Genomic DNA, 22948 nt, shown 5'->3' with positions numbered 1-22948 from the left:
GGAACCGGCCTTACAGCGCAAAGCGCTTGGTGACCGGCGCGTTGTGCAGCGGCGGCTGCACCGTCTCGAACAGGCTCTCGGTGGCCCACTGGTCCTCGGCCACCCGGGTGATCAGCAACGCCTCCATGATCGGCTTCTGACCGACGATCATGAACAGCCGGCCGCCGATGGTGAGGCTGGTGTGGAACCCTTCGTGGAGCTCCGGCAGCGACCCGGTGACGGCAATACAGTCGTAGCGGCGGCCATCGTCGTGGCCGGCGGCGGCATCACCCTGCTCCACGGTAACGTTGTCCAAGCCCTGCGCCTTGAGCGCGGCACGGGCCTGCTCGACCAGTTCCGGGTGGATCTCCACCGACACCACGGAGGCGGCCATGCGCGCCAGGCAGGCAGCCAGGAAGCCGCTGCCGGTGCCGATCTCCAGCACCCGCTCGCCCGCCTCGGGCGCCAACGCCTGCAGGATGCGCCCCTCCACCTTGGGCTCGTTCATGTACTCACCGCAGGCCAACGGCAGCTGCAGGTCGGAGTAGGCCAGGTGCCGGTGCGCCTCGGCCACGAAGGCGTGGCGCGGTACGGTGCTCATCACGTCCAACACGTCGCTGGCCAGCACGTCCCAGGGGCGCACCTGCTGCTCGACCATATTGAAGCGCGCCTTGTCCAGATCCAGTTCCGTCATCGCCCTGATCCCATCCTCTTGTCTCGGCCGGCCACTGCCGGCCGCTGGTTATCTTTAAAGGGGAGTTCTCCAGTCCGCGCATGCTATGCAGTTTGGCCCGCTCAGGCAAGCAAAACCGGCACTTTCGCTTGCACTCACGCCGCACGGCTGGTATAAACATCGGCCTTTGCGGCCCGGGACCGACGGGCCGGCTATCCACCGGACTGTACACAGGTAGGGAAACGCTTCCCTAAGGGGCCCGGATCCGCCAGCGCGGCAACCGGTTCCCGGCACGAACATCTGCGGATTCAGGAGTCAGCCCTCATGTCCAAGGTTTGCCAGGTGACGGGCAAGCGGCCCACCACCGGAAATAACGTCTCGCACGCCAACAACAAGACCAAGCGCCGGTTCCTTCCGAACCTGCACTACCATCGCTTCTGGGTCGAGAGCGAGCAGCGCTTCGTTCGCCTGCGCGTCTCTTCCAAGGGCATGCGCATCATCGACCGCAAGGGTATCGACGAGGTCCTGACCGACCTGCGTGCCCGCGGCGAAAAAGTCTAAGCGCGGAGGTTAATCATGCGCGACAAGATCAAGCTCGTCTCCAGCGCCGGCACCGGCCACTTCTACACCACCGACAAGAACAAGCGGAACACCCCCCACAAGCTGGAGTTCCGCAAGTACGACCCGGTGGTGCGCAAGCACGTGCTCTACCGCGAGGCCAAGATCAAGTAAGCACGGCCCCACGCGGCAGCAAAAAACCCCGCCCGGCAGCGCCTGGCGGGGTTTTTTGTGATCGGGGCACCGGGGTTACGCCGGTCCGGCCGGTTTCAGTCGTAACTCGCGTAGACGCTCACCCGCCCCTGGTCATCGAAGGTCAGCACCTGGTAGGGATCGGTGCGGCCGATCTCCATACCCGGCGAGCCGGCCGGCATCCCCGGAACGGCAAGCCCCCTGACCCCCTCGGGGCGCTCCTCCAGCAGACGCAGGATATCCTCGGCGGGCACGTGCCCCTCGATGACGTACCCGTCCACCTTGGCGGTGTGGCAAGAGGCCAGTTCCCGGGTCACGCCGAACCGCTGCTTGACCGGGTTCATGTCGTTGCGCTCCACCGACTCCACCTTGAAGCCGTACTCGCGCAGGTGGTCCTCCCAGTCGGTACAACACCCGCAGTAGGGGGACTTATACACGGTGGCCTGCGGCGCATCGGCGAGGGCAAGCCCCGGCACAAAGGACAGGCTTAGGGTGGCGGCCAGCAGGGTACGGCGAAGAGGGCTGAACATGGGAAGCACCTTTGGTAAGTTCACAACTGGATGCATCTTAAAACACCCGTCGGGCCGGGCAAGCAACGGCTGGTTGCATGCACATAACCAGCGGTTCTTACCCCGCGACCAGCAGCAGGTTCCCGTGCTCGTCCACCCGCGCTGACCAGCCCGGCGCGAGCCAGGTGGTGGAGACCTGCTCGGTGATCAATGCCGGTCCTGCAAGCCGCTGCCCGGCCCCCAGCCGGGCCCGGTCATACACCGGCACCGGGGCACTCACCCCGTGGACCTGTGCCCGCCCCACCGGCCCGGCCTCACCGGCGGCCAGGCGCGGCAACGGCGGCACCGGACGAGGCCCGGTGACCGACTGCCGGACATTGACCAGTTCCACGGTCTCGTCGAGGCGATGGCCGTAGCGCTGCTCATGCAAGCGATGGAAGGCCTCCCGGGTGGCCTCGACCCCCTGCCAGGGCACGTTCAGGGTATACGCCTGGCCCTGGTAGCGGAGATCGAGCGAGGGCTGGCAATGCTGGTCCGCCCCGGCCACCCCCTCGGCGGCGAGCGCCCGGTGCCCGGAATCGGCCAGCTCGTCCAGCACCTGCTCCACCCGCTCGGCCCCCAGGGCCGCCAGCGGACCGGTCAGGGTCCGAGAGAGCTGGCGCCCGCGCGGCGCGGCCAGCATGCCCAGGGCCGACAGCACCCCGGCGTGCACCGGCACCAGGGCGCGGGCCATCCCCAGCGCCTCGGCCAGGGCGCAGACATGCAGCCCGCCGGCACCCCCGAACGAGAGCAGGGTGAAATCCCGCGGATCCAGGCCCCGCTCCACCGAGATCACCCGCAGGGCCCGGGCCATATGCTCGTTGGCCAGGCGCAGCACCCCTTCGGCAGCGGCCTCCGCCGTCAGGCCCAGTCCATCGCCCAACCGGGTGAGCGCCGTGCGGGCGGCGCCGGCATCCAGGCTCATCTCACCACCCAGGAAGGCATCCGGGCGCAGACGGCCCAACACCAGGTGGGCATCGGTCACCGTTGCGCCGATGCCGCCGCGGCCGTAGCAGGCCGGCCCCGGATCGGCACCGGCGGAACGCGGCCCCACCTGCAGCAACCCGCCGGCGTCCACCGAGGCCAGCGAACCACCGCCAGCGCCGATGGTGTGCATGTCCACCATGGGAACCGCCACCGGCCAACCACCGATACTGCCCTCGGAGGTAAGCGCCGGCTCGCCATCGATCACCGCCACATCGGTGGAGGTCCCCCCCATGTCGAAGCTGAGCAGCCGGGGCTCACCGGCCAGCTCCCCCAGGTAGCGGCCGGCCATCAGCCCGCCCGCCGGCCCGGAGAGCAACAGGTTGACCGCCATCCGCCCGGCCTGGTCCGCCGCCACCCGCTCACCCGAGCTCTGCATCACCGAGATGGCCGCCCGGGGCAGCGCGTCGGTGAGCCGGCGCAGGTAGCCGGACATCACCGGGCCTACCCGGGCGTTCAGCCAGGTGGCGATACCGCGTTCAAACTCGCCGTACTCGGCCAGCACCTTGTGGGAGCGGGAGACGAACACCCCTTCCGGTACCCGCTCGGCCAGGGCCTCCTCGGGGCCGCCGTCGATGAAGGAGAAGGGCAGGTTGATCGCCACCGCCTCCGGCCGGCGCTCGGCCAGGGCCTGATCAAACGCCTGCAGGTCCGCCTCGCTGAGCGGGTCCACCACCGCGCCGTCCGGGCCCAAGCGGCCGCCGGTTTCCCAGCACCACTCCGGGACCACGGGGGGAGCTGTGGGGGGCAGCTCCAGGGCGTAGAGGGTGTCCCGGTTCTGCCGCCCCAGGGTCAGCACGTCACCCAGCCCCCGGCCGGTCACGTACATCACCTCCGCGCCCTGCCCCTCAAGCACCGCGTTGGTGGCCACGGTGGAACCGTGCACCAGCCGCAGGGGTTCCGCCTCCAGGCCGAGCTCCCGCACCCCCTGCAGGATGGCGGCCTCCGGCCGGGCCGGCGTGGACAACACCTTGTGGATCCGCAGCCGCTCGCCGTCGGAACAAACGAAGTCTGTGAATGTCCCTCCGGTATCGACACCCAGTAGTTGCACCTGTGCACCCTCTTTGGTCATGCTTGCCCGCGACCGCAGGCAGAAAGGATCGACTCGTGCCCGACAGCACCCCGACACCGGAATGTCGCACCGCCGGCCCGGCGGACGAGGATACCGCGACCGCGCCCCTCCTGCAGGCCGAGCAACTCAGCTGCCGGTACGCCGGCCACACCGCCCTGGAAGACTTCAGCCTGACCGTGTACCCGGGCGAGGTGGTGGGCCTGCTCGGCCCCAATGGTGCCGGCAAAAGCACCGCGCTGAAACTGCTGGCGGGCGTCATGCCCCCCTCCGACGGCCGCGTCCGGCTGGCCGGTCGCGACCTGCTGGACCGGGGCCTGCGCTATCGGCGCCAGCTGGGCTACCTGCCCGAGCGTCCGCCCCTCTACCCGGAGATGCGGGTCCGGGCGTACCTGCGCTTCTGCGCCCGGCTGCGTCACACCCCGCAGGCCGCCGCGGCGGTGGACACCGCCCTGGCGGAGTGCGGCCTGGAGTCGGTGGCCGGGCGGCGCCTGGACCAGCTCTCCCAAGGCTACCGGCAACGGGTGGGGATCGCCCAGGCGATCGTGCACCGGCCGGCGCTGATCGTGTTGGATGAGCCCACTGTCGGGCTGGACCCGTTGCAACTGCAGGGCATACGCACGCTGATCCGCCGCCTCAGGGGCGAGCATGCGATCATCCTGTCCAGCCACATCCTGCCGGAGATCCAGGCCCTGGCCGACCGGGTGGTGATCCTGAACCGCGGCCGGATCTGCCACCAGGGGCCCACGCACACCGACGCCGACTGGATCAGCGCACGCTTCCGTGACCGGCCGGACGCTTCGGCGCTGGGCGGGCTACCGGGCATCGCCCAGGCGAAGCCGCTGACCGGCGACCACTGGCAGATCCGGCTCAGCCCCGGAACAGCGCCGGAAACGGTGCTGGCCGAAGTGGCAGCACAGGACTGGGGGCTGCTGGCCTGGCAGCCCGGTGGCGATGCGCTGGAGCAGATCTTCCTGAAGGCCACGGAGGGCACCGGAGACACGCCATGAACGCATTGATCACCCGCGAGTGTCGCAGCCTGTTGGGCAGCCCGCTGTTCTGGGGCACGGCCGCCATCTCCCAGTTTGTTCTCGGCTGGTGGTTCCTGGGCCTGGTGGACCAGTACCGCGAGCATTACCAGGCCCTGCTGGCCCAGGCCGGCAGTGAGCTCGGGGTCACCGAGTTGGTCGTCATGCCCTTTTTCGGCAGCTTCGTGCTGCTGGCCATGCTGCTGCTGGTGGTCTCGGTGTTGGCCATGGGCGCCCTGGCCGAGGAGCGGCGTGCCGGTACCCTGCCCCTGCTGCTCAGCGCCCCGGTGAGCAGCGCCACCATCGTCGTCGCCAAATACCTGGGCCGCCTGCTCCCGCTCAGCCTGATCCTCGCCCTGTGGGCGCTGATGCCGGCCTCCCTGGCGCTCTTCACCGGGATCGACACCGGGCTGCTGGCCGCCGCCCTGTTTGGCCTCTGGCTGCTGGGCGCGTCCCTGCTCGCAGCCGGGGTCTTCCTCTCCACCCTGACCGCGCAGCCGGGCCTGGCCGCCGTCAGCACCTTCGGCCTCGGACTGCTCCTGGTGCTGGTCGGCCAGGGCACGGGGCTGGAAGGCGGCGATGCCCTGCTCACCTGGCTGGGCCTGGTCACCCATTACGAGCCACTGGTGGGTGGACGGGTGGGCAGCGATGGCCTGGCCTATTTCGCCCTGTTCCTGGTGGGCTTCCTGATCTTTGCAATACGGCGCGTGGACGCGCTGCGGCTCTCCTGAGGCTCCCGTATGCGCATGAACACCCGCACCCGCTGGCTGCTGCGATTCAACGCCGTACTCTTCACCGCCGGCGTCCTGGTGGCGCTGGCCGCACTGGGCTGGCTCAGCCAGCGTTTCGTGCTGAGCTGGGACTGGACCGGCCAGCAGCAGACCGCACTGAGCGACGAGTCCGTGCAGTTGCTGGAGCGCCTGGAGGGCACCCCCCGCATCACCGCCTTTGTCACCCCCGACGGCGAACTGGCCACCCAGGTGGAGCGACTGGTCCTGCGCTACCGCGCCCATGCCCCCGACCTGGAGTTGGAGCGGGTGGACCCACACCGGGAGCCGGAACGGCTGCGCGAGGCCGGGATCAGCCACGAGGGGGAGCTGCTCGTCCAGCTGGGTGACCAACGCGAGCACGTCCCCGCCCCCACCGAGGCCTACGTCAGCCGTGCACTGGACCGGCTGATGCAGGCCAGTCCGCGAAGCCTGGCCTGGGTGAACGACCACGGGCAACGGGACCTGCAGGGGCAGGCCAACCACGACCTGGGGCAACTCGGCGCCGGGTTGGAGGACCAGGGGTACGACCTGCAGGGGCTGTCGCTGGTCCGTCACCCGGTGATCCCCGGCGACACCACCTTGCTGGTCCTGAGCGGCCCGCAGGTGGACCTGCTGGACGGCGAGCAGCAGCTGATCCAACGCTACCTGGAGGGCGGGGGCAACCTGCTCTGGCTGCTCGAACCGGAGGACATGGCCCGCCTGCCCGAGCTGGCGGAGACGCTGGGTGTGAGCGTCACCGGCCACCCGGTCCAGGACCCGCGCACGGAAGCCCTCCTGGGGGTCGATGACCCCGGCCTCAGCCTGGTGGACGACCACCCGGACCACCCGGTGATGGCCGACATCCAGGGCCCGGTACTGCTGCCCTGGGCAGCGGCCCTGGAGGTAGAGCCGCCGGCCGATTGGGAGATCCGCCCCCTGCTGCAGGGTGCGGACCACCATGAATTGCCCGATCGAGACGCCACGACGCCGTTCCTCCTCGGCGCCACCCTGGAGCGGCCTCTGGACGATGACCGGCGGCAGCGGGTGGCCGTGATCGGCGATGGCGACTTCCTCAGCAACCAGTTCATCGGCAACGCCGGTAACCGCAAGCTGGGACTGGCGCTGGTGGACTGGCTCACCGACCCCGGCGATGCCGAGATCGACTACGCCGCCCCCAGCCCGGACCAACGGCTGGACATGGGCCCGGTGGCCGTGGGGGTGGTGGGCTTCGGCTTTCTGCTCGGCCTGCCGCTGCTGCTGGCCCTGCTGGGCGGCCTGGCCTGGTGGCGGGGGCGGCGCTGATGGGCCGCCGGCTGCTGACCACCGCCCTCGCCCTGCTGCTGGCCGCCGGCCTCGCCGCCGGCGCCTGGCACCTGGCCCGGGAGCCGGTGGTGGAGCGGGTCAGCGAACTGACCGCCGAGGAGGCCATGAGTATCCGCATGCAACGGCCCGACCGGCCCCCGGTGAGCCTGGAGCGGCGCAACGGCGAGTGGTGGGTCACCCACCCCGAGGAACAGCTGGCCAGTGACATGCACGTGCGAGGGGTCCTCCGCATCCTGGACGAACCGCTACCGGAACAGCGGATCCCGGCCCACGAGGTCACCCCGGAGCGCTACGGCCTGGACTCGCCCGCGGCCGTGCTGGAGATCAACGGCAAGAGCTGGCATTTCGGCGACCGCCATCCGGTAGGGGAGCAGCGTTACGTGCTGCACGAGGGGGAGATCCTCCTGCTGCCGGACAACTACGCCCCGCTGCTGCGTGGCCCCTGGCAACAGCTGACCGGCGATGGCGCGGCCCGATGACCACCATGATTCGCCCAGGACAGAGGCAGACTGGCCGTGCCTGAACTCCCCGAGGTAGAGACCACCCGCCGCGGCCTGGCCCCGCTGCTGGAGGGCGAGACCGTGACCGGCGTGGTGGTCCGCCAGCCGCGGCTGCGCTGGCCGGTCCCCGGGGACCTGGCCGCGTGTCTGCAGGGACAGACCATCACCGCGGTGGGGCGCCGCGCCAAGTACCTGCTCGTCGCCACGCCCGTCGGCACGCTGATCCTGCACCTGGGCATGTCAGGCAGCCTGCGCGTCCTGCCCGGTGGCGGCACCCAACAGCCCCCCGGAGCCCACGACCACGTGGACATCCTGCTCGGCAACGGGGCCTGCCTGCGTTACACCGACCCGCGCCGCTTCGGCAGCCTGCACTGGACCGCGGAACCGCCGGAGCACCACTGGCTGTTGGCACGCCTGGGACCGGAGCCCTTTGCACCGGGGTTCAGCGGCGACACCCTGTACCGGCAGAGCCGTGGTCGTCGGGCCAGCATCAAGGCCTTCATCATGGAGAGCCGGGTGGTGGTGGGGGTGGGCAACATCTACGCCAGCGAGTCGCTGTTCCGGGCCGGCATCCATCCGGCACGGGCCGCCGGCCGCGTGGGGCGCGACCGTTACCGGCGCCTGGCGGAGGCCGTACGCGAGGTGCTGGGCGAGGCCATTGCCGCCGGTGGCACCACCCTGCGGGATTTCACCGCCAGTGACGGCCGGCCCGGTTACTTCGCCCAGACCCTCAACGTCTACGGCCGCACCGGCGAACCCTGCCCCCGCTGCGGGGGGCGGGTCCGCCAGCAGCGGATCGCCCAGCGCTCCACCTGGTACTGCCCGGGCTGTCAGCGTTGACGGGCCCCTCAGCCCCCGCCCTCTTCGTCCGGTGCCGCCGTGCCGCCGTCGTCCCGGTCGGCACCCACCAATGCCCGGCGCCTCACCTTGCCCCCGGCGGTCCGGGGCAATTCCTGGACCAGGGTGATACGCCGAGGGGTGACCGCCGGGCCCAGGGCGCGGCGGGCATAGGCCAGAAGCTCCTTGCGCAGCCGGTCCGGGTCCTCCGGCGACCGGCTGGGGACCACCCACGCCGCCACGATGGTGTGCGCCAGCCGGTGCGGCATCCCGGCCACGGCGCTCTCGGCCACCGCCGGATGGCGGTTCAGCACCGCCTCCACCTCGGCGGGCCCCACCATGTAGCCCCGGGTCTTGATCACGTCGTCGCTGCGCCCGAGGAACTGCAACTCGCCATCCGGCAGGCGCCGGGCCATGTCGCCGGAGCGGTACCAGCCGTCGACGAACGCCTCGCGGTACCGCTCGGTCTCCCCCAGGTAGGCCAGGAACTGGGAGGGCCAGCCACCGCGCAGGGCGATCTCGCCCACCTCCCCCTTGGCCACCGGCTTCAGCCCGCCCGCCTCCTGCTGCATCAGGGCCATCTCGATGCCGGGGACCGGCCGGCCCATCCGCCCCGCGGCCACGGGATCGTCGCCGTACTGGGCGATCATGATCGCGCCGGTCTCCGACTGCCACCAGCCGTTGCGCGCCGGGGTACCGAAGGCCCCGCGGGACCAGTTGGCCAGCGCGGCATCCAGCGGCTCGCCGGTGCTGAAAATCCGCCGCAGGCGGCCCAGGTCCGCGCCCTCCGCCGCCTCCGCCCCGGCCCGACGGAGCAGGCGCAGGGCCGTGGGCGAGGTAACCCAGGTCTGGATCCCTTCCTGCGCCAGCAGCCGGTACCAGCGTCGGGCCTCGAAGGCAGGCTCGTCGATCAGGGTGGTGGCGCCGCAGAGCAGCGGGACCAGCATGGCGTAAGAGACACCGGTCACCCAGCCCAGGTCCGCGGTGCACCAATGGCGCCCCCCCGGCGCCAGTTCCAGCACCTGGCGGCCGCTGGCCACATGGGCGGCCGCGGCCCGGTGGGCGTGCAGTACGCACTTGGGGGGCCCCAGGGTGCCGCTGGTGAAATGCAGCAGGGCGGGGAATTCGGGGCTCGTGGGCACCGGAGGCACCGGCTCGGCCCGGGCCAGGCAGCGGGCCCAGGACTCCGCCCCCGAGGCCTCGCCATCCAGCAGGATAATGTCCTGGAGCGCGGGTAGCTGGCTGCGGATAGGGCGGATGACCTGGCGGTACAACGGCTCGGTGGTGACGAGTACCCTCGCCTCGCTCACGGTCAGCCGCTGGCGCACCGGTTGCGGGCCGTACACCGGAAACAACGGGGCGAAGACCGCACCCTGGCGCAGCGCCCCCAGGCCGGCGATGAAGGGTTCCGGGCGCCGCGGAGCGAGCGTGCACACCCGCTCCCCCAGGCCCACACCGCGCGCCTGCAACGCGCCGGCGAATCGGGCGGAGGCATCCAGCAACGCGGCATAGCTCAGGGCCTCGCGCTGGCCGTCCTGGCGCCACCAGACCAGGGCCTCGCGGTCCCCCGCACCGGCCTGCACGTGCCGGTCCAAGGCCTCGTGGGCGATATTCAGCCGCCCACCCGGCAGGCCGTCCAGCCAGTTCGCCCTGACCGCATCCCAGGAAAAGCCGTCCGCGCTGCTCACCGGTTGTGTCACTCCTGCCCTTGCTCAACCCGTCGTTGTTGATGCTTCCCTTGAAAGCCTACCAGTTGGCGGCCAGCGCCAAGTGGCTGGCACTAGCGGCCCTGATCGTGCTCGGCATCCGCCCCCTGCGCCGCCGGCTGCCCGGCTTCAGGGGCGCCTGAGTCGCCACCGCGACCGGCCTCCGCTTTGCGGACCTGATCACGCCCTGCACGCTTGGCCTGGTAGAGCGCGTCGTCCGCCCGCTTCACCACCGCAGCCGGGCCGTCGCCGCGCTGGAAAGCTGCCACGCCGGCCGAGGCGGTCACCGAATAATTCACGCCTTCAAAGTCGAAACCGCTCTCCCGCAGCCCCTGGAGCACGTCTTCGGCGACCGTCACCGCATCGTCCGCCCCGGTTTCCGGCAACAGGGCGACGAACTCCTCGCCCCCGTAGCGGGCCATGAAATCCGAACGGCGCAGTCGCTGCTGAATGCAGTCGGCGATCTGGGCCAGCGCCTGGTCACCTGCCGCATGGCCCAGCCGGTCGTTGACCAGCTTGAAGTGGTCAACGTCGAAGAACACCATCGACAAGGGCCGGCCATGCCGTTGCCATCGGGCAAATTCATAGTCCAGCCGTTCCTCCCAGGCCCGACGGTTGGGCACGCCGGTCAGCCGGTCTTCCCGGGACGAGGCCTTGGCGCGGGCCAGACGCTCGCGCAACTCCCGGGTCTCGCTCTCCATGCTCTCCATGCGCTGGCGCATGCTCTGCAGCTGCGCCTCCAGCGCGGCGGCGCGCTGCTGCTCGTTGCGCCGCCGGGCCTCCAGCTGACGCCCCAGCTGGTCCACATGGCGGTTGACCGCTGACTTCAGTTTATTCACGTCATCGTGCCGGGACAGTTCCTTACCCAGGCCTGCCAGTTCATCGGCCATGCGCCTGCTCTCATCCGCTTCGCAGCGTTGATGGGCGCGCTCTGCCTGTTCCGCGCTGGCCATAAGCCCCTCCATCTCGGCCAGGCGCCCCTCCAACGAGGCCATGAAGCGTTTCAGACCATCGCGCTCGGCCTCGAGCCGGCCCCGCACGTCCGAGGCGATCGTGGCCAGGCTGTCAATCAGCTCCGGCAGTTCATCCTGCACCTCGCGCGCCATGCCATCGATGCGCTTGCCCAAGCCGTCATCGTCCTCCTCCTCGGGACCGAGGACGGCGCGCAACAGCCCGGCCAGGCTGCGCCGGAGCCGCCGCAGGCCGGGCGTGACCGCCTCCACGGCCCCGTCACCGTCCGCGACGACGCGCTCATCACGGGCGCGCCCGCCACGGAACAGGCGCCGCAGCACGCCCCCGGACCCGGCCGACCGAACCGCGCCGCCCCCCGGCGCGGCTTGTTGCGCCGCCCCGGCGGTGCAGGCTTCGATCATCTCAGCGGCCAGCGCCAGCGCCTCCACTTCCGTGACCCCGTCCAGGCGGGCGCGCATCTGCCGCGCCTTGCGAGCGCCGATCCGGCATTCCGAACGCTGCAGCGTGTCGAGCAGGTGCCGGCGCAGCGGATGCAAGGCACCCCGGCGCTCCAGTTCCCGGGCCCGTTGGCTGACCCGGCTCACCTGCTCCTCGAGGGCACCCTGTCCGAGACTGCCGCGCACCGCTCGCCGCAGGCGGTCCAGCGCCGCATCCAGGTCCGGGTCACGGCCGATGCCACACAGCGCCACCTCGCGCAGCGCCCGCCGCAGGCCCTCCTCCAGCCGGGCCCAGGCCGCGGCCCGCCGGTCCAGTTCGGCGACGCTGTCCAGGTAATGTTCGCGCCAATCCGTGTTGCTCTCCACCGGTATCTCCCTCGGCTGTGGCGGCGACAGGGCGGGCGGGGAATTACCCTGCGCGTGTCGCAGTAATAAAAAACCACCTGTATACTATGGTGCTTCCACGATATAGATTTCCGGATGGGCACTCCAGCCCGCCCACCCCGGACAGGTGCCCCTGTTAATGAGCCCACGGCGCGACACACACCCGCTGACCCGGCTGCACCGCAAGGCACTGGCTCGAGGCCGGCAAATCGTCGACCAGCTCATCGGGTCGGGGCCGGTGGCCATACTGGCCCCGGGTGCTCATGGCCTGCTGCTCCGCCGACAGCGGGCCCGGCTGATTATCTCCCGGGTGCGTACGGTGGCCTTCCTGTTCGCCGTCCTCACCCCGCTGTGGAGCATTATCGACCTGCTGGTCTTCCCGGTGGAGGTGGCGCTACAACTGGGTATCGCCCGCCTGCTGACCAGCACCGCCTTTCTCAGCCTGGCGCTGATGTACGATGACTCCCACCGTATTGGGAAGGCGTGGGTGGCCCTGGGCCTGCTGTTTCTCATCCCCACCGGGTTCTTCCTCTACAGCCACGCGTTGCTGGCGCAGACGCCCATGGCGGGTTTCTCCGGGGCGATGGCCGCCGGTTACGCCTACCTTCCCTTTGTCATGCTCTGCGGACTGGCGGTATTCCCGCTGACCGCACTGGAGGCCGCTGCATTCGCTTTCCCCATTCTCGCGGCCCACGGCGGCACAGGTCTGCTGGGCGCCGAGTTGATGGACTGGACCAGCCAGCTGGGCGCCCTCTGGCTGTTGGTCCTGATCACCGTGGTGGCCGCGCTGGCCGGCATGAGCCAGCTGCACTTCATGGCGGAACTGGTCCGGCGCTCGTCCCACGACAGCCTCACCGGCTGCCTCAACCGCAACAGCGGCGAGGAACTGGTCCGGATCCATTACAACGGCGCCCATCGCTCCGGCGCACCGGTCGCCGTGGTGTTCATGGACCTGGACCGTTTCAAGCCCATCAATGACCACTTCGGCCACGACGTCGGGGACGTGGTCCTCTACCAGGCCGCCAACGCCATCCGCGAGCACGTCCGCGACAGCGATACGCTGATCCGCTGGGGTGGAGAGGAGTTTCTCCTGCTCCTGCCCGGCGCCGACCGGGACGGCGCCCGCCGGGCCCTGGCACGGCTGATGAAACGCGGGCTGGGGCTGCGGCCGGACGGCGAACCGCTGACCGCGAGCATCGGCGTGGCCGACAACCACAGCCCCGGGGTGACGGACGCGCAGTCCCTGGTGGAGAGCGCCGATCGCAACATGTACGCGGCCAAGCGGGCCGGCGGCAACCGCGTCTTCACCGAGGCCACCCAGGCGGCCTGAACTCAGTCGCCGACCAGGGCGCTGCCGATCCCCCGCGGGTCGGAGGCCGCCTCCAGGGTGCCCTCGCAACGGTCCCAGAGCACCGCCTGCATGTCGCCGTAACGGCGGTTGACGTTGTTGACGGCATGCCCGCGCTCGCGCAACGCCGCCCGGGTCTCGCGGGAGAAAGCGCCCGGCTCGTGCTGGATCTCATCAGGCAGGTACTGGTGGTGGTAACGGGGTGCGGCCACCATCTCGGCGGGCGAAGCCCCGGCGGTGAAGTCCAGCGCCCCCAACATCACCATGGTGATGATCCGGCTGCCACCGGGCGTGCCGTAGATCAACGTCCGGCAGTCGTCCTCCAGGAAGACCGGTGTCATGCTGGAGAGCGGCCGCTTGCCCGGCTCAATCCGGTTGGGTTCGGTGCCGAGCAGGCCATAGACGTTGCCCTCGCCAAGCACCGTGGCGAAGTCGTCCATCTCGTTGTTGAGCAGCACCCCGGTCCCGGGGGGCACGGTGGTGGCACCAAAGGGGTAGTTGATGGACAGGGTGGCCGCCACCCGGTTGCCGTTGGCGTCGATCACCGAGAAGTGGGTGGTCTGCTCCCCCTCGCCACCGGGCAGGGGCAGTTCGGCGCTGGGGGTCGCCTCCGTCAGGCTGATATCGGCCCGCATGGCCCGGGCATGCTCCGGGCTGAGCAGCCGCTCCATGGGGATGTCCACGAAATCGGGGTCACCCAGCCAGGCCGCCCGGTCCCGATAGACCCGGCGCATGGCCTCGGCGGTGAGGTGCACGCGGTCCGCGTCCGACATCGCGGCCAGGTCATCGTCGGCCAGCATCTGCAGGAACCCGACCAGGCCCACGCCCCCGGCCGAGGGCAGCGTGGCGGCCGTTATCCGCAACCCATCCACCTCGGCCTGCACCGGCTCCCGCTCGACCACCCGGTAGCCGGCCAGGTCGTCCGGGGTCCATAACCCGCCGCTGGCGCGCACGCCGGCCACCAGGGCCTCGGCCACCGGGCCGCGGTAAAAGCCGTCGAACCCCGCCTCGGCCAAGTGCTCCAGGGTCTCCGCCAGATCGGGCTGGCGTAACACGCTGCCCAGGGGCGGCGGTATGCGGTCACGCAGGAAGATCTCGCGCGCCTCCGGGTCGGCGTTCAGATCGCGCAGGCGGAACAGCGCCATCCGCCGGTACTGGGTATCCACCTGAAAACCCTGCCGGGCCAGGCGGATGGCCGGTGCCAGGCTCTCGGCAAGGGGCAACTCGCCGTACTCCTCCGCCAGGTGAACCAAGGCAGCCGGTGTGCCCGGAATGCCGGCGGCCAGGCCGCCCCGCATGGAGCGCTGCCGGTCCAGTTCGCCCGCATCATCCAGGTACATCTCCGGATAGGCCGCGGCGGGGGCCGTTTCGCGGCCGTCCAGCATGACCGGTCGGTCATCACCACCCCGCTGCAGCAGCCAGAACCCGCCGCCGCCGATACCCGACCCGTAGGGCTCCACCACTGCCAGCGCAGCGGTCAGGGTGACGGCTGCGTCAAAGGCATTGCCCCCCTGGGCCATCACGGCCATGGCCGCCTGCGTGGCCCGCGGATGGGCCGAGGCCACCGCCGGACGCGGGTCGGCAGCCTGCACCCAGCCACCCAGCAGCAGCCCACTGAGCAGGGACAGGACCAGGAGCAGACGCCGGCCGGGACGGCCAGGCACCGGACTAGCGCCCCGCGGCACCGTTGCCGCCCCCCTGCTCCGGAGTGCTGTAGCGGCGTGCCAGGGCGGAGGCCACCACCGGCGGCACGAACCGGGTGACATCCCCGCCCAGGGCCGCCACCTCGCGCACCAGCGACGAGGAGATGTAGGAATGCTGCTCGGCCGGGGTCAGGAAGACCGTCTCCACGTCTTCGATGAGTTGGCGGTTCATGCTCGCCAGCTGGAACTCGTGCTCGAAATCGGAGACGGCGCGCAGACCGCGCAGGATCACGGTAGCGCCGCGCTCGCGCACGAAATCGGCCAGGAGGGTGTCAAAGGCCTCCACCTCCACGTTGGGGATACCCTTGAGCACCTCGGCGGCCAGCTGCATGCGCTCGTCCAGGCTGAAGGCCGGGCGCTTGCTGGGGCTGGGGTAGGCGGCCACGGCCACGATGAGCCGGTCGAACAGCTTGCAACTGCGCTGCACCAGGTCCTCGTGACCGTTGGTCAAAGGGTCAAAGGTGCCCGGGTAGACGGCGACGATGGCCATCGGCTCTCCTCTTGCTGCGGGCGACGCTGCCCGGTTCAGGCTTCTGCAGGGCCGACCAGGGCGTAGCGCACCCCGCCGGCCCGTTTTTCCCGGTGCACAACCCAGCCCGACGGCAGTTCGGGCGCGGGCTGATGGCTGTCACTCTCCAGATAGACCCGGCCGTCCGGGGCCAGCCAATGGTGCGTTGCAACGGCGTGCAACGCATCCCCCCCTAGGCTGGAGCGGAAGGGCGGGTCCAGAAAGACCACGTCCATACTTTGTACCGGGCCGGCAAGGTAACGCAATGCATCCGTCTGCTCCACCCGGCCCCGCGCCTCCCCGCCCAGGTCCCGCAGCCGGGCCCGGAGGGCAGCGGCTACCCGGGGGTGGCGCTCGACGAACACCACCTCCGCCGCGCCGCGGGAGAGGGCCTCCAGCCCCAGCACCCCGCTGCCGGCGAACAGGTCCAGGCAGCGGGCGCCCGGCACCCGCGCCTGCAACCAGTTGAAGAGGGTCTCGCGGATGCGGTCACCGGTGGGCCGCAGGTCGGGGCCGCGGGGCACGCTCAGCCGCCGACCCCGCCAGGCCCCGCCGATGATCCGCAGCTGGCCACTCATTGTGGTGCCCCACCGGCCTCACCCGGCCCGTGGTGGTCGCGCTCGTAGGGGGCGTCCGGATCGGGCGGCCCCTCTTCCTCCTCCAGGGCCTCCTCGTCCACTTCGTCCTCCGGTGGCCCCACCACCACGGTGACCATGCGGTCGGCATCCACCCGCTCCCGCAGCGCCCGGTGCACGGTATCCCGGTCCAGTGCCTGCAGCCGCTCCAGGTAGGTTTCCAGCCGGTCCAGCGGCAGCCCGTAGAAGCCGGTATCGGACAGGGCGGAGAGCAGCTGACTGTTGCTCTCGAGCTGCAGCGGGAAGCTGCCGGAGAGGTAGCGCAGAGCGCGCGCCATCTCCTCTTCGTCCGGGCCGGTCTCCAGGTAGTCCCGCAGTTCGTTCTCCAACACCTCACGGGCCTCCCCGGTGCGATCGGCGCGCACCTGGCTGCCCAGCACAACCGGCCCCGCCTTGCGCATGGGCACCAGGCTGCTGTGGCTGCTGTAGGAGAGGCCGCGCTCCTCGCGCATGCTCTGGAAGATGCGGGAGACCAACCCGGACCCCCCGAGGATGTGATCGGCCACCGACAGGGCCAGCAGGTCCTCCTCGCCCCGGGCGATGGCGGGATGCCCCATCAGGATGCGCGTCTGGGTGCCGGGGAATTCCACCTCGACAGTGCGCGACGGCACCCGCGGCACCTCGGGCAATGGCGGCAGGGCCTCGCCCGGCTGCAGGCTGCTGGAGAGGCGCTCGGCCACGGCCTCCGCCTGCTCCCGGGTCAGGTCACCCACCAGGGCGATCTGGGCATTGCCGGTGGTGTAGTGCTGGGCGTGAAAATCGCGCACGTGCTCCCGGGTGACCGCACGCACCCCTTCTTCGGTGCCGGAGGGGGCGCGACTGTAGGGGTGACCCGGGTAGAGGGTGTCGTAGAGGGTGCGCCAGGCCAGGGCAGCGGCGGACTGGCGCTCACCGCGCAGGGCGATGAGGCGGCGCTGCCGCTCCCGTTCCAGGGCGTCGTCGGGGAAGTCCGGCTCGGCCAGCACCCTGGCCAGCACATCAAGCGCGGCGTCCAGCGCCTCCTCGTCACCCAGGCTGCGCAGGCTGATGCTCGCCTGCTCGCGCCCGGCCCCCAGGGACAGGCGCGCCCCCTGGTCCTCCAGGCGGCGGGCGATCTGCCCGGCATCCAGCCCGCCGGCCCCCTGGTCGAGCAGGTTGGCCGTCATGCGCGCCACGCCCGCCGCATCACACTCGCGGGCGCTGCCGGCGTCGAACACCAGCTCGAGGTCGACGATGGGCAGGGCGGTGCTGCGCACGAAGTAGACCGGCACCCCCGCCTCGGTCTCCCAGTGCTCTATCTCGGGGGTCTGGACGCGGTCAGCGTTGGTCTCATCGGCCTGGGCCGGCAGGGCGAGGGCCAGCATCAGGCCGGCCAGGGTCAGCAGCTTGTTCAGGGGCCCGCGCATGGTCACTCCTCCTCGCCGCTATTGTCGGCCTGGTCCTGCCCGCGGGGGATCAGGCGGCCCACGGTCAGCTGATCGTCCACCAAGTAGCGCTGGGCCACCCGCTGGATATCCTCGGCGGTTACGGCCTGCACGCCCTCCAGGAAACGCTCGCCGGCCTCCCAGCCGATGCCGGTACTCTGCAGGGCCCCCAGGCGCATGGCCTGGGCGCGCATGGAATCCTGGCTGAAGAGCTCGTCGGCCACGTACTGGCGGCGCGCCCGCTCCAGGCGCTCCTCCTCCAGGGGCTCCTCCTTCAGCCGACGCACCTCGTCGCGCAGAGCGGCCTCGAGCTCATCCAGTTCCACGTCGGGGGCCGGACGACCGGAGAGCATGAAGAGATCCTGCAGTCGGGACATGGAGGAGTAGCTGGCGCCGGCGCCCACGGCGACCCCCTGCTCGCGCTCCAACCGCTCGGGCAGGATGGCGGCCCGGCCGCCGGAGAGCACGGCGCGGAGCAGCGCCAGGGCGTAAACATCGCCGCGCTCCTCTTCATCGTCCAGGTCGATGCTGCCCAGTGTGGGCACCCGCCAGCCCAGCGCCAGGAAGGGCAGTTCCGCCGGGATACGGACCGTCACCGATCGCTCACCGGGGTCCGGAATATCACTGGCCGGCACCGGTTCCGGGCGGTCGCGGGCCGGCACCTCCCCGAAGTGCTCGCGGGCCAGCTCATGCACCTCGTCCGGGTCAACGGCCCCGACCACTACCAGGGTGGCGCTTTCCGGGCCGTGCCAGCGCTGGTACCAGTCCTCCACCTCGGCCAGTCGCAACCGGTCCAGGTCCTCCATCCAGCCGATCACCGGCTGACCGTAGGGGCTGGCACTCCAGGCGGTGGCCCGGAAGCGCTCGATGAACTTGGCGGTGGGGTTGTCCTCCACCCGCTGGCGGCGCTCCTCGCGCACCACCTCCATCTCGCGCTCGTATTCGTCCGCGTCAAAGACCAGGTTCTGCATCCGGTCCGCCTCCAGCTCGAAGGCCAGCGGCAGGTGCTCCACCGCCAGCTGCTGGTGGTAGCCGGTGTAGTCGCGACCGGTGAAGGCGTTCTGCCGGCCGCCCCGCTCGGCGATGAGGCGGGAAAACTCGCCGGTCTCGCGGCTCTCGGTCCCCTTGAACATCATGTGTTCCACCACGTGGGATATTCCGGTAACCGGGCGCTGCTCGTAGCTGGAGCCCACGGCGTACCAGACCATGCTCACCGCCACCGGCGCCCGGTGGTCCTCACGCACCAGCACGGTCATGCCGTTGTCCAGTTGGTACTCGTGCACCGGTGGCGTCTCGGCGGCCACCGGCAGGGTCAGCCCCCCCAGGCACAGGGCCAGGGCGGCAACCATCCAGGATCGGGCATTCATCAGGCAGTTCCTCCCACGGTGTCCACCGATCGGCGCGACAGTCTCACACCCTCACGGGTGGAATGATAGGATACCGGACATTCAAGCCGGGCCGGCGGCCGGCCACCACCACTCTCTGCGAGGGTGGCTGAGCGCTGCGTCGGCAATACCCGACCTTCATGCTCCCAACTATTGAGGACCATCGAAACCATGTGGGGTTTCGGACGCAAGAAAAAGCAGCGCGAAAAGGCGGAGGAAGAGGCCCGGCGCGCGGCCGAGGAGGCCGCGCGCACGCAGGCTGAATCCGCGGACCAGGCGGCGGACGAGCCCGAACCGGAGGCCACGCCCCCGGCCGATGAGCCCGCGCCAGCGCCCGCTGCCGAGGCGCCAGCCGCCCCGGAGCCGGCGCCGGCGCCGACACCCGCCGCGTCAGCGACAGCCGACAAGCCGCGCAAGAAGCAGGGCCTGTTCGCGCGCCTTCGCGCCGGGCTCTCGCGCACGCGCAGCGGGCTGACCGAGGGCATCGCCAGCCTCTTCCTGGGCAGCAAGACCATCGATGACGATCTGCTGGAGGAGCTGGAGACCCAGCTGCTGATGGCCGACGTGGGCGTTGAGGCCACCCAGCGCATCATTGACGGGCTCACCGCGCGGCTGCGCCGCGCCGAACTCAAGGACACCGACGCCCTGTTCCAGGCCCTGAAGGAGGACATGACGGCCATCCTCGCTCCCTGCGAGGCGCCGCTGGTCCTGCCCGACGAGCCCAAGCCCTTCGTCATCCTGATGGTGGGCATCAACGGGGCCGGCAAGACCACCACCATCGGCAAACTGGCCCGGCGTTACGGCGACGAGGGCCGGCGAGTGATGCTGGCCGCCGGCGACACCTTCCGCGCCGCGGCGGTAGAGCAGCTGCAGGCCTGGGGCGAGCGCAACAACACCCCGGTGATCGCCCAGCACACCGGCGCCGACGCGGCCTCGGTGGTCTTCGATGGCTGGCAGGCGGCCAAGGCGCGCGGTTCCGATCTGCTGATCGCCGACACCGCCGGGCGCCTGCACACCCAGGGCAACCTCATGGAGGAACTGCGCAAGATCAAGCGCGTGCTGGGCAAGCAGGACAACACCGCGCCCCACGAGACCCTGCTGGTGCTGGATGCCGGGAACGGCCAGAACGCCCTCGCCCAGGCGCGGGAGTTCCACCAGGCCATCGGCCTGGACGGGCTGGTCATCACCAAGCTGGACGGCACCGCCCGCGGCGGCGTGATCTTCGCCATCGCCGAGCAGCTCAAGCTGCCCATCCGCTACATTGGCGTGGGCGAGTCCGCCGAGGACCTGCGCCCCTTCGTCGCCGCGGACTTCGTCGAGGCGCTGCTGCAGCGCGACGACCAGGGCCGCGCCGAGGGATGATCCGCTTCGAGGGGGTCAACAAGCGCTATCGCGGGGGCTTCGAGGCGCTGCGCAACCTGGACCTGGAGATCGGCCAGGGCGAGATGGTCTTCGTCACCGGCCACTCCGGGGCGGGTAAAAGCACCCTGCTGCGCCTGATCCCACTGCTGGAGCGCCCCAGTCAGGGCCGCGTCGTGGTCGGTGGCATCGACCTCTCCCGCCTGCGCAAGGGCCAGATCCCGCAGCTGCGCCGGCGCGTGGGCATGATCTTCCAGGACCACCGGCTGCTGTTCGACCGCACCGTGTACGAGAACGTGGCCCTGCCGCTGATCATCCGCGGCACCCCCCACCGGGAGGTGGGGCGGCGGGTGCGGGCCGCGCTGGACAAGGTCAACCTGCTCAACAAGGAGCGCGCCTACCCCATCACCCTGTCCGGCGGTGAGCAGCAGCGGGTGGGCATCGCCCGCGCGGTGGTCTCGCGGCCGCCGGTGCTGCTGGCGGACGAGCCCACCGGCAACCTGGACCCGGCCCTGTCCGCGGAGATCATGCAGCTCTTCCTGGAGTTCCGCCGGGTGGGGATCACGGTGATCATCGCCAGCCACGACCTCGACCTGATCGGCCGGCTGCGCCAGCGGGTGCTGACCCTGGAGCAGGGCCGCCTGATCGATGACTGGCAGGGAGCGGCCGCCTGATGCCCCGCCGTGGACCGCGCGCCTGGCGTGAACGCCTGCGCATCTACCTCGCCCAGCACGCCCAGGCGCTGGTCAGCGCCCTGGGCCGGCTCTGGACCCGGCCGCTGCAAAGCGGCATGACCGCCGCCGTGTTGGGCATCGCCCTGGCGCTGCCCGCCGGCTTCCTGCTGACGCTGCAAAACCTGCAGACACTCACCGCCGACTGGGATGGCGGCACCCGCATCTCCGTCTTCCTGTCGCTCAGCGCCGACGAGCAACGGCTGGAGAGCCTGGCCGGGGAACTGGACGGCGACCCCCGCCTCAACGACATCCGGACCTACACCCCGGATGAGGCCCTGGAGGCCTTCCGCGAGTTCTCGGGCATGGACGACGCCCTGGCGCTGTTGGACGACAACCCCCTGCCGGCCACCCTGGTCCTCTCGCCCCGACGCGACCTGCCGGCCAGCGAGGTCGCGGCGCTGGCGGATGAGTTGTCCGGGCGCAGTGGCGTCGACCAGGTGCAGCTGGACCAGGAGTGGTTGCAACGACTGCACGCCATCATCGAGCTGGTGGAGCGTGGCGTCTGGGTGGTAGGGCTGCTGCTCGGGGCCGCGGTGCTGCTGGTGGTGGGCAACACCATCCGCCTGGCGATCAGCAACCGGCGGGAGGAGATCATCATCACCAAGCTCATCGGCGCCACCAACGGCTTCGTCCGTCGCCCCTTCCTGTACGAGGGCGCCTGGTACGGCCTGCTGGGGGGCGTGCTGGCCTGGCTGCTGCTGGAGCTGTCACGGCTGTGGATGGGGGATACCGTCTCCGGCCTGGCGTCGCTCTACAGCAGCGGCTTCCACCTCAGCGGCCCGGGCATCAGCGGGGCGCTGCAGATCCTGGGTGCGGGCATGGTGCTGGGTTGGCTCGGGGCCTGGCTCGCGGTCAGCCGCCACCTCTCCGCCATCGAACCGCGATAACCGCCGACGGATAGCCCGCAGGCTTGCCTTTCATGCCGGATTGGCTTAATCATTGAGCCTGGCAGGCCGTCACTGAACTTTTCCCGCTGTCAGCGATCCCCTAAAATAGGGCTTAGCAATAACAGTGCCATCGTTGATGGAGAGGATGCAGAGCATGACCACCGCACTGGTACCGCTGAAACACGGCAATCTCCCCACTCCCGTCGGGAGCGAGGAGGCCTACATCCATGCGGTTAACCAGATCCCGGTGCTCAGCGCCGAAGAGGAGCACGAGCTGGCGGAGCGCTACCGTCTGCAGGGCGATCTGGACGCCGCCCGTGCCCTGGTGCTCTCGCACCTGCGCTTCGTGGTGCATATCGCCCGCAGCTACCGCGGCTACGGCCTGCCCCTGGGTGACATCATCCAGGAGGGTAACGTGGGCCTCATGAAGGCGGTCAAGCGCTTCGACCCCGGCCAGGGCGTGCGGCTGGTCTCCTTCGCCGTTCACTGGATCCGGGCCGAGATCCACGAGTACGTGTTGCGCAACTGGCGCATTGTCAAAGTGGCCACCACCAAGGCCCAGCGCAAGCTCTTCTTCAACCTGCGCAGCGGCCGCAAGCACCTGGGCTGGCTCACCAGCGACGAAGTGGACGCCATGGCCAAGGACCTGGGGGTCAAACCGGAGACGGTGCGCGAGATGGAAGCGCGCATGACGGGCTCCGACACCTCCTTCGACCCGAACCCGGCCGACGACGAGGAGGGCGGCCACGCCCCGGTGGCCTACCTGGAGGACATGCGTTACGACCCGGCCGAGACCGTGGAGGCAGCGGACTGGGAGCAGCACCGCGACCAGAACCTGCGCACCGCCCTGTCCGGCCTCGACGAGCGCAGCCAGGACATCCTGGCCCAGCGCTGGCTGTCCGAGCGCAAGGCCACGCTGCAGGAGCTGGCCGAACGCTACCAGGTCTCCGCCGAGCGGATCCGCCAGCTCGAGAAGAGCGCCATGGGGCGCCTGAAAACCGCCCTGGCGTGACGGCGGCGTGCGGTGTGCGCCGCCGCGCTTGGGCG

At 70.4% G+C, this 22948-nt stretch carries 22 protein-coding genes; 12 read left to right on the top strand and 10 right to left on the bottom strand.

Going from position 1 to position 22948, the window contains the following annotated elements:
* Positions 1-10: 10 nt before the first annotated feature.
* A complete protein-coding gene (locus DFR31_RS12220; RefSeq protein WP_211328302.1) occupies positions 11-673 on the bottom strand; it encodes a protein-L-isoaspartate O-methyltransferase family protein in 663 nt (220 codons plus the stop codon).
* A gap of 303 nt (positions 674-976) precedes the next feature.
* Between DFR31_RS12220 and rpmB the strand changes: the two genes are divergently transcribed.
* Positions 977-1213 (top strand): 50S ribosomal protein L28, encoded by a 237-nt coding sequence (gene rpmB, locus DFR31_RS12215; RefSeq protein WP_121442968.1) that lies wholly within the window; start codon positions 977-979, stop codon positions 1211-1213.
* 15 nt (positions 1214-1228) lie between these two features.
* Positions 1229-1384: a 50S ribosomal protein L33 gene (rpmG, locus tag DFR31_RS12210; protein ID WP_121442967.1), complete on the top strand. Its 156-nt coding sequence runs from the start codon at positions 1229-1231 to the stop codon at positions 1382-1384.
* A 95-nt stretch (positions 1385-1479) separates the two neighbouring features.
* On the opposite strand, the gene DFR31_RS12205 is transcribed toward rpmG, so the two are convergent.
* A complete protein-coding gene (locus DFR31_RS12205; RefSeq protein WP_121442966.1) occupies positions 1480-1932 on the bottom strand; it encodes a DUF411 domain-containing protein in 453 nt (150 codons plus the stop codon).
* A gap of 97 nt (positions 1933-2029) precedes the next feature.
* On the bottom strand, positions 2030-4006 hold the full coding sequence (locus tag DFR31_RS12200) for a hydantoinase/oxoprolinase family protein (protein ID WP_245971185.1): 1977 nt from the start codon (positions 4004-4006) through the stop codon (positions 2030-2032).
* 35 nt (positions 4007-4041) lie between these two features.
* Here DFR31_RS12200 and DFR31_RS12195 point away from each other — a divergent pair, with 35 nt between their 5' ends.
* The 5 genes from DFR31_RS12195 to mutM are packed head-to-tail and all read left to right on the top strand — an operon-like array spanning position 4042 to position 8443.
* The gene (locus DFR31_RS12195; protein WP_170153689.1) at positions 4042-5013 is read left to right on the top strand and encodes an ABC transporter ATP-binding protein; all 972 of its coding nucleotides are present in this window, start codon (positions 4042-4044) and stop codon (positions 5011-5013) included.
* Positions 5010-5762, top strand: coding sequence for an ABC transporter permease (locus DFR31_RS12190; RefSeq protein WP_121442963.1), 753 nt, complete (start codon positions 5010-5012; stop codon positions 5760-5762). Before DFR31_RS12195 ends, DFR31_RS12190 begins: the two co-directional genes overlap by 4 nt.
* 9 nt (positions 5763-5771) lie before the next feature.
* A complete protein-coding gene (locus DFR31_RS14070; RefSeq protein ID WP_121442962.1) occupies positions 5772-7082 on the top strand; it encodes a GldG family protein in 1311 nt (436 codons plus the stop codon).
* Positions 7082-7582, top strand: coding sequence for a hypothetical protein (locus tag DFR31_RS12180; protein WP_121442961.1), 501 nt, complete (start codon positions 7082-7084; stop codon positions 7580-7582). Before DFR31_RS14070 ends, DFR31_RS12180 begins: the two co-directional genes overlap by 1 nt.
* 36 nt (positions 7583-7618) lie before the next feature.
* The gene (gene mutM / locus DFR31_RS12175) at positions 7619-8443 is read left to right on the top strand and encodes a bifunctional DNA-formamidopyrimidine glycosylase/DNA-(apurinic or apyrimidinic site) lyase (RefSeq protein WP_121442960.1); all 825 of its coding nucleotides are present in this window, start codon (positions 7619-7621) and stop codon (positions 8441-8443) included.
* Between the two features lie 8 nt (positions 8444-8451).
* On the opposite strand, the gene DFR31_RS12170 is transcribed toward mutM, so the two are convergent.
* A complete protein-coding gene (locus tag DFR31_RS12170; protein WP_121442959.1) occupies positions 8452-10128 on the bottom strand; it encodes an AMP-binding protein in 1677 nt (558 codons plus the stop codon).
* Positions 10129-10220: 92 nt separating this feature from the next.
* The gene (locus DFR31_RS12165; RefSeq protein ID WP_121442958.1) at positions 10221-11921 is read right to left on the bottom strand and encodes a GGDEF domain-containing protein; all 1701 of its coding nucleotides are present in this window, start codon (positions 11919-11921) and stop codon (positions 10221-10223) included.
* 157 nt (positions 11922-12078) lie between these two features.
* On the opposite strand from DFR31_RS12165, the gene DFR31_RS12160 reads away from it, so the two are divergent.
* The gene (locus DFR31_RS12160) at positions 12079-13269 is read left to right on the top strand and encodes a GGDEF domain-containing protein (protein WP_121442957.1); all 1191 of its coding nucleotides are present in this window, start codon (positions 12079-12081) and stop codon (positions 13267-13269) included.
* Between the two features lie 2 nt (positions 13270-13271).
* Here the strand turns inward: DFR31_RS12160 and ggt are convergent, their stop codons facing one another.
* The 5 genes from ggt to DFR31_RS12135 are packed head-to-tail and all read right to left on the bottom strand — an operon-like array spanning position 13272 to position 18903.
* Positions 13272-14951, bottom strand: a complete 1680-nt coding sequence (gene ggt, locus DFR31_RS12155; RefSeq protein ID WP_425452571.1) for a gamma-glutamyltransferase — start codon at positions 14949-14951, stop codon at positions 13272-13274.
* A 4-nt stretch (positions 14952-14955) separates the two neighbouring features.
* Positions 14956-15480 carry a pantetheine-phosphate adenylyltransferase gene (gene coaD / locus DFR31_RS12150; RefSeq protein ID WP_121442955.1) on the bottom strand — a complete coding sequence of 175 codons (525 nt, stop codon included), beginning with the start codon at positions 15478-15480 and terminating at the stop codon, positions 14956-14958.
* Between the two features lie 35 nt (positions 15481-15515).
* Positions 15516-16076, bottom strand: coding sequence for a 16S rRNA (guanine(966)-N(2))-methyltransferase RsmD (gene rsmD, locus DFR31_RS12145; RefSeq protein ID WP_121442954.1), 561 nt, complete (start codon positions 16074-16076; stop codon positions 15516-15518).
* Positions 16073-17518: a M16 family metallopeptidase gene (locus DFR31_RS12140; RefSeq protein ID WP_121442953.1), complete on the bottom strand. Its 1446-nt coding sequence runs from the start codon at positions 17516-17518 to the stop codon at positions 16073-16075. The genes rsmD and DFR31_RS12140 overlap by 4 nt, the downstream gene beginning before the upstream one ends.
* Positions 17519-17520: 2 nt before the next feature.
* Entirely contained in the window at positions 17521-18903 is a 1383-nt protein-coding gene (locus DFR31_RS12135; protein WP_121442952.1) for a M16 family metallopeptidase, read from the bottom strand.
* A gap of 189 nt (positions 18904-19092) precedes the next feature.
* Between DFR31_RS12135 and ftsY the strand changes: the two genes are divergently transcribed.
* From ftsY to rpoH, 4 genes are all read left to right on the top strand, one after another.
* On the top strand, positions 19093-20283 hold the full coding sequence (ftsY, locus tag DFR31_RS12130) for a signal recognition particle-docking protein FtsY (RefSeq protein ID WP_121442951.1): 1191 nt from the start codon (positions 19093-19095) through the stop codon (positions 20281-20283).
* Complete coding sequence (gene ftsE, locus DFR31_RS12125) at positions 20280-20954, top strand: cell division ATP-binding protein FtsE (RefSeq protein ID WP_121442950.1); 675 nt, start codon at positions 20280-20282, stop codon at positions 20952-20954. Before ftsY ends, ftsE begins: the two co-directional genes overlap by 4 nt.
* Entirely contained in the window at positions 20954-21901 is a 948-nt protein-coding gene (gene ftsX, locus DFR31_RS12120) for a permease-like cell division protein FtsX (protein WP_121442949.1), read from the top strand. The genes ftsE and ftsX overlap by 1 nt, the downstream gene beginning before the upstream one ends.
* A 154-nt stretch (positions 21902-22055) precedes the next feature.
* The gene (rpoH, locus tag DFR31_RS12115) at positions 22056-22913 is read left to right on the top strand and encodes an RNA polymerase sigma factor RpoH (protein WP_121442993.1); all 858 of its coding nucleotides are present in this window, start codon (positions 22056-22058) and stop codon (positions 22911-22913) included.
* The last annotated feature ends 35 nt before the right edge of the window (positions 22914-22948 follow it).

The sequence above is a fragment of the Alkalispirillum mobile genome (genome assembly GCF_003664325.1).
Lineage (GTDB): Bacteria > Pseudomonadota > Gammaproteobacteria > Nitrococcales > Halorhodospiraceae > Alkalilimnicola > Alkalilimnicola mobilis.
This window is presented reverse-complemented; position numbering and strand designations above follow the sequence as displayed.

What these genes read in the sequence shown, in the direction of transcription:
- DFR31_RS12220 (WP_211328302.1), bottom strand. Translation starts at nt 673, where the DNA reads ATGACGGAACTGGATCTGGACAAGGCGCGCTTCAATATGGTCGAGCAG.
- rpmB (WP_121442968.1), top strand. Translation starts at nt 977, where the DNA reads ATGTCCAAGGTTTGCCAGGTGACGGGCAAGCGGCCCACCACCGGAAAT.
- rpmG (WP_121442967.1), top strand. Translation starts at nt 1,229, where the DNA reads ATGCGCGACAAGATCAAGCTCGTCTCCAGCGCCGGCACCGGCCACTTC.
- DFR31_RS12205 (WP_121442966.1), bottom strand. Translation starts at nt 1,932, where the DNA reads ATGTTCAGCCCTCTTCGCCGTACCCTGCTGGCCGCCACCCTAAGCCTG.
- DFR31_RS12200 (WP_245971185.1), bottom strand. Translation starts at nt 4,006, where the DNA reads ATGACCAAAGAGGGTGCACAGGTGCAACTACTGGGTGTCGATACCGGA.
- DFR31_RS12190 (WP_121442963.1), top strand. Translation starts at nt 5,010, where the DNA reads ATGAACGCATTGATCACCCGCGAGTGTCGCAGCCTGTTGGGCAGCCCG.
- DFR31_RS14070 (WP_121442962.1), top strand. Translation starts at nt 5,772, where the DNA reads ATGCGCATGAACACCCGCACCCGCTGGCTGCTGCGATTCAACGCCGTA.
- DFR31_RS12180 (WP_121442961.1), top strand. Translation starts at nt 7,082, where the DNA reads ATGGGCCGCCGGCTGCTGACCACCGCCCTCGCCCTGCTGCTGGCCGCC.
- DFR31_RS12160 (WP_121442957.1), top strand. Translation starts at nt 12,079, where the DNA reads ATGAGCCCACGGCGCGACACACACCCGCTGACCCGGCTGCACCGCAAG.
- coaD (WP_121442955.1), bottom strand. Translation starts at nt 15,480, where the DNA reads ATGGCCATCGTCGCCGTCTACCCGGGCACCTTTGACCCTTTGACCAAC.
- rsmD (WP_121442954.1), bottom strand. Translation starts at nt 16,076, where the DNA reads ATGAGTGGCCAGCTGCGGATCATCGGCGGGGCCTGGCGGGGTCGGCGG.
- DFR31_RS12140 (WP_121442953.1), bottom strand. Translation starts at nt 17,518, where the DNA reads ATGCGCGGGCCCCTGAACAAGCTGCTGACCCTGGCCGGCCTGATGCTG.
- DFR31_RS12135 (WP_121442952.1), bottom strand. Translation starts at nt 18,903, where the DNA reads ATGAATGCCCGATCCTGGATGGTTGCCGCCCTGGCCCTGTGCCTGGGG.
- ftsY (WP_121442951.1), top strand. Translation starts at nt 19,093, where the DNA reads ATGTGGGGTTTCGGACGCAAGAAAAAGCAGCGCGAAAAGGCGGAGGAA.
- ftsE (WP_121442950.1), top strand. Translation starts at nt 20,280, where the DNA reads ATGATCCGCTTCGAGGGGGTCAACAAGCGCTATCGCGGGGGCTTCGAG.
- ftsX (WP_121442949.1), top strand. Translation starts at nt 20,954, where the DNA reads ATGCCCCGCCGTGGACCGCGCGCCTGGCGTGAACGCCTGCGCATCTAC.
- rpoH (WP_121442993.1), top strand. Translation starts at nt 22,056, where the DNA reads ATGACCACCGCACTGGTACCGCTGAAACACGGCAATCTCCCCACTCCC.